This window comes from Streptomyces ipomoeae 91-03 (assembly GCF_000317595.1).
Lineage (GTDB): Bacteria > Actinomycetota > Actinomycetes > Streptomycetales > Streptomycetaceae > Streptomyces > Streptomyces ipomoeae.
In genome coordinates this window covers 1-5071 of record NZ_AEJC01000491.1, presented here as the reverse complement: position 1 = coordinate 5071, position 5071 = coordinate 1, and the positions used below count along the sequence as shown (strand labels likewise).

The following is a 5071-nucleotide window of genomic DNA, read 5'->3' as shown; positions in this document are numbered from 1 at the left end:
CGGATCCGTCTGCGCTTCTTCCTCCGCCCCGTGGAACTCCTCGCCGACGGTGACCATGTGCGCGGGGTCCGCCTGGAGCGCACGGCACCGGACGGCCACGGCGGCGTGACGGGCACCGGACGCTACGAGGAGATCGAGGCCCAGCTGGTCCTGCGTTCGGTCGGCTATCGCGGGGTGCCGATCGAGGGCCTTCCCTTCGACACCGAGCACGGCACCGTGCCGCATCTCGCCGGGCGGGTACTGCGCGACGGCGGGGCAGCACCGGGAGAGTACGTGGCAGGTTGGATCAAGCGCGGTCCGACAGGAGTCATCGGCACCAACCGCCCGTGCGCGAAGGAAACGGTGACGTCGCTGCTGGAGGACGCCCCCGAACTCGTACGACGCCCCGTACCGGCCGACCCCCTGACGGTCCTGAGGGCGGCGGGCGTCACCCCGGTGGAGTGGCCGGGCTGGCAGGCGATCGAACGCGCGGAGGTCGCTTTGGGCGCCTCGCTGGGCAGGCCTGTGGTCAAACTTCCCGACTGGGAGTCCCTGATGACCGCCGCCCGACATCTTTAGGGGCGCGGGCTGTGTCGATGTGCGGCTCCGCCGCGCGGGCGCGAGCCGACACATCCCAACCGCACCCGACACACAAACAGGCAACACCCCAGAAATCAACAAACTGTTCAATGCCTCTATGGTCTCGCCCATGGCATCCACGACCCCCACCCACCCCGTCGACGAAGTACCCCCCACCCGCCAACTCACCGCCTTCGCCCTCCAACACGTCCTGGCGATGTACGCGGGCGCGGTAGCGGTCCCCCTGATCGTGGGCGGCGCCATGCGGTTGTCGCCGGCCGACCTCGCGTATCTGATCACCGCCGACCTCCTGGTCTGCGGCATCGCGACGCTCATCCAGTGCATCGGCGTATGGCGCTTCGGCGTGCGCCTGCCGATCATGCAGGGCTGTACCTTCGCGGCCGTCTCCCCGATGGTGCTGATCGGTACCGAGGGCGGCGGACTCCCCGCCATCTACGGCTCGGTGATCGTGGCCGGTCTGGCGATCATGTTGCTGGCGCCGGTCTTCGGCCGGCTGCTCCGCTTCTTCCCGCCGCTCGTCACCGGCACCGTCATCCTGATCATCGGCCTCTCCCTGCTGCCGGTGGCCGGCAACTGGGCGGCGGGCGGTGTGGGCGCGGAAGACTTCGGTGAGCCCGAGAACCTGGCGCTCGCGGCGTTCGTACTCCTCGTGGTGCTCGGTGTGCAGCGGTTCGCCCCGGTGTTCCTCAGCCGGGTCGCGGTGCTGATCGGCATCGGGGTGGGGCTGGCGGTCGCGGTGCCGTTGGGGTTCACGGACTTCGACGGGGTGAAGGAGGCGGACTGGCTGGGCATCAGCACGCCGTTCCACTTCGGGGCACCCACATTCGAGGTGTCGGCGATCATCTCCATGCTGATCGTGGCCCTGGTGACCATGACCGAGACCACGGGTGACCTGATCGCGGTCGGCGAGATGACCGACCGCAGGGTGGAACCGCGCTCCCTCGCCGACGGGCTGCGGGCCGACGGGTTCTCCACGGTCCTCGGCGGTGTCTTCAACACGTTCCCGTACACGGCGTACGCGCAGAACGTCGGCCTGGTCGGTATGACCCGGGTGCGCAGCCGCTGGGTCGTCGCGGCGGCCGGCGGCATCCTCGTACTGCTCGGGCTGCTGCCCAAGCTGGGTGCGGTGGTCGCGGCCATTCCGGCACCGGTGCTCGGCGGGGCGGGGCTGGTGATGTTCGGTACGGTCGCCGCGAGCGGGCTGCGCACGCTGACCGAGGTCGACTTCAAGGGCAACAACAATCTGACGGTCGTGGCCGTCTCGGTGGCCGTGGGTCTGCTGCCGGTCGGGGTGCCGACGGTCTACGCGAAGTTCCCCGAGTGGTTCCAGACGGTGATGAACAGCGGGATCAGCGCGGGCTGTCTGACGGCGATCGCGCTGAACCTGCTGTTCAACCACCTTCCGGCGAAGACCGGTTCAGGCACCGCCGAGGTCGCCGACGCGAGCGGCCTGCCGGGCAGCGGCATCGAGGAGGGCGTCGAGAAGCCCCGGGAAGAGGCCGTCTAGGTCGTCCCGGCGCAGGCCGTTCATCTTGGCCGTGCCCCGGTAGGTCTGCCGGATCACTCCGCTCTCGCGCAGCACCCGGAAGTGGTGGGTGGTCGTGGACTTGGTGACCGGCAGGTCGAAGTGCGAACAGGAGAGCTCGTCGCCGTCGGCGGCGAGCTCTCGCACGACGCGCAGCCGCATGGGGTCGGAGAGCGCGTGCAGCACGGATTCCAGCCGGATCTCCGCACGCTCCGGGTGCGGGAGGTCGCGGCTGCTGACGGCGGGCGAGGTCACGGCGACTCCACTGCTTCGGGCCTTCGGGAAGCCCATTGTACGAGAATCCTCGTAGTTTGACATCTATCGTACTACGATGTCTATCGTACGAGTCATCCGAGTCGTACACCGTCCTGTGACGGCGTCCCGTGACGATTGGAGTCCGCCGTGAGCGCGCTCTTCGAGCCCTACCGCCTGCGTGAACTGACCATCCCGAACCGGGTGTGGATGCCCCCGATGTGCCAGTACTCGGCCGCGCCGGAAGGCCCCGAGGAGGGCGCTCCGAACGACTGGCACTTCGCGCATTACGCGGCGCGCGCCACCGGCGGCACGGGCCTGATCATCGTCGAGGCGACCGCCGTGGCCCCCGAGGGCCGGATCTCCCCGTACGACCTCGGTATCTGGAACGACACCCAGGTCGAGGCGTTCCGCCGGATCACGCGGTTTTTGAAGGGGCAGGGCACGGTGCCCGCCGTGCAGCTCGCGCACGCGGGGCGCAAGGCCTCGACCGACCGGCCGTGGAAGGGCGGGGCGCCGGTCGGCGCGGACGCGTACGGCTGGCAGCCGGTCGCGCCCAGCGCGCTGGCCTTCGACGAACGGCACCCCGTACCCGATGAGTTGACGGTCGATCAGATCAGGGAGATCGTCGAACGGTTCGCGGCGGCGGCACGTCGCGCACTCGCCGCCGGTTTCGAGGTCGTCGAGATCCACGGCGCTCACGGCTACCTGATCAACGAGTTCCTGTCCCCGTACTCCAACCGTCGCACCGACGCCTACGGCGGCTCGTACGAGAACCGCGTCCGTTTCGCGCTCGAGATCGTCGACGCCGTGCGGGAGGTGTGGCCGGCGGACAAGCCTCTGTTCTTCCGTGTCTCCGCCACCGAGTGGCTGGAGGAAGGCGGCTGGACGGCCGACGACACGGTCCGCCTCGCCGCCGAGCTGCAGTCCCATGGCGTGGACCTCCTGGACGTCTCCACGGGCGGCAACGCCTCCGGTGTCCGCATCCCCGTCGGCGCCGGCTACCAGGTCCCCTTCGCCGCCCGGGTCAGGAACGAGACGTCGATGCCCGTCGCAGCGGTCGGTCTGATCACGGAGGCCGAGCAGGCCGGGAAGATCCTCGCCAACGGCGAGGCGGACGCCGTCCTCCTCGGCCGTGAGCTGCTGCGCAACCCGTCGTGGGCCCGGCAGACGGCCCGGGAGCTCGGGGGCGAGGCGCATGTCCCCGAGCAGTACCACCGGTCGGTCTAGGACGACCAGCCACGACGGTGCGCTCAGGCGGGGTTCGGGCGGGCCGGAGTGCGGGCCCGCACGAGCCCGCGGACCGTCCTTTCCAGGTCGGGCAGTGTCCGTTGGCCCGTCACCGCGAGGCCGATCGCCGTGGCGACGCCCGCCCAGGCGAGCGGGCCGAGGGGGGTGCAGCCGAAGAAGTGGCTGGCGCCGGGGATCTGGATCAGGGCGACGAGGGCGGCGGCGGAGCCGAGGGTCGTGGCCCGCACCAGCGGGCTGTGCCGACGGTCGGCGAGGGTCTGGGCCAGCTGGGTGCCGACCACCGCGCACAGCGCCATCGTCCTCGAACGCCGCGCGGTGCCGGGGGTGAAGCGACCGATCAGCCAGGCGATGGTCGCCCCCAGACAGGTGGTCAGGGCGCGGTGACGGATCTGCCGGGTGAGCGGCGCGCCGAGGAGTGCGGTGCCGAGGGGTTCCGCGCCCAGGGCGTCGCCGTCCTTCTCGTCCCCGTCCGCCCCGGAGGGCTCCTCCTTCGGTGTCACCGCCACCGCCATCGCGGGGAACAGGTCCGTGAACAGGTTCACGAGCAGCATCTGGCGGGTGGAGAGCGGGGCCGAGCCCGCGAGGAGTGTGCCGAGGATGCCGAAGCCGACCTCGCCCGCGTTGCCGCCGATGAGAATGGCGACGGCGTCGGTGACGCTGTGCCACAGCGAACGGCCCTCGGTGACCGCCTCGATCAGCACCGACAGGTCCTCGTCGGTCAGGACGAGGTCGGCCGCGTTGCGAGCGGCCGCCGAGCCACGGGCCTGGATGCCCACACCGACGTCGGCGGCACGGATGGCCGCGGCGTCGTTGGCGCCGTCGCCGACCATCCCCACCACCAGGCCGGCGTCCCGTAGCGCCTCGACGACCTGGAGCTTCTGCTCGGGCGCGACCCGTGCCACGACCCCCGCGTCGCGCAGCATCCGGGACCGTACCGACCTGTCGGCGGACGCCAGTTCGTCGCCCGTGACGACGGTCGTGTCGTCGGGCCAGCCCAGGTCGGCGGCGATCGCGCGAGCGGTCTGGGGGTGGTCTCCGGTCAGCATGACCGGGCGTACGCCCGCCTCGCGCAGCCCGTGCACGAGAGCCGTGGACGTCTCGCGCGCCACGTCGGCCAGCCCGAGCAGGCCTGTGAACCGCAACCCGTCCAGAGGTGCTTCGAGGGCGTCCGACGGCTCCTCGCCCGCGCGGAGCGGGCGTTCGGCGACCGCCAGGACGCGCAGCCCGTCGCGGGCCAGCGACTGCGCCGTGCCGGACGCGTGCGGCGGAAGGTCGCGGCAGGCCGGCAGGACCGTCTCCGGGGCACCCTTGACCATCAGGACCGGGGCACCGTCCCCGGCCCGGCCCACGGCCGCCGCGTAACCACGGGCCGCCTCGAACGGCCGGCCCTCGGTCTGCTCCCACCGCGGGTCGGGGTCGGCCGCGTCCAGCACCGCCTCGTCGGTGGCGTGCACCGGGCGTGTG

At 71.3% G+C, this 5071-nt stretch carries 5 protein-coding genes; 3 read left to right on the top strand and 2 right to left on the bottom strand.

The window, feature by feature from the left end:
- Together STRIP9103_RS32185 and STRIP9103_RS32180 are read left to right on the top strand one after the other, a co-directional pair.
- The coding region (locus STRIP9103_RS32185) for a ferredoxin--NADP reductase domain-containing protein (RefSeq protein WP_009327431.1) at positions 1-558 on the top strand (558 nt) is incomplete at its 5' end.
- A gap of 130 nt (positions 559-688) precedes the next feature.
- Entirely contained in the window at positions 689-2086 is a 1398-nt protein-coding gene (locus STRIP9103_RS32180; protein ID WP_048821373.1) for a nucleobase:cation symporter-2 family protein, read from the top strand.
- On the opposite strand, the gene STRIP9103_RS32175 is transcribed toward STRIP9103_RS32180, so the two are convergent.
- Positions 1997-2359, bottom strand: a complete 363-nt coding sequence (locus STRIP9103_RS32175; RefSeq protein ID WP_048821372.1) for an ArsR/SmtB family transcription factor — start codon at positions 2357-2359, stop codon at positions 1997-1999. The two genes, STRIP9103_RS32180 and STRIP9103_RS32175, sit on opposite strands and share 90 nt — an antisense overlap.
- A gap of 147 nt (positions 2360-2506) precedes the next feature.
- On the opposite strand from STRIP9103_RS32175, the gene STRIP9103_RS32170 reads away from it, so the two are divergent.
- Positions 2507-3586, top strand: coding sequence for an NADH:flavin oxidoreductase/NADH oxidase (locus tag STRIP9103_RS32170; protein WP_009327430.1), 1080 nt, complete (start codon positions 2507-2509; stop codon positions 3584-3586).
- Positions 3587-3609: 23 nt separating this feature from the next.
- On the opposite strand, the gene STRIP9103_RS32165 is transcribed toward STRIP9103_RS32170, so the two are convergent.
- On the bottom strand, positions 3610-5071 hold a 1462-nt coding region (locus STRIP9103_RS32165; RefSeq protein WP_048821371.1), incomplete at its 5' end, for a cation-translocating P-type ATPase.

Bases quoted from the DNA above. Each gene is read 5' to 3' on its own strand.
- STRIP9103_RS32180 (WP_048821373.1), top strand. From the start codon at position 689: ATGGCATCCACGACCCCCACCCACCCCGTCGACGAAGTACCCCCCACC.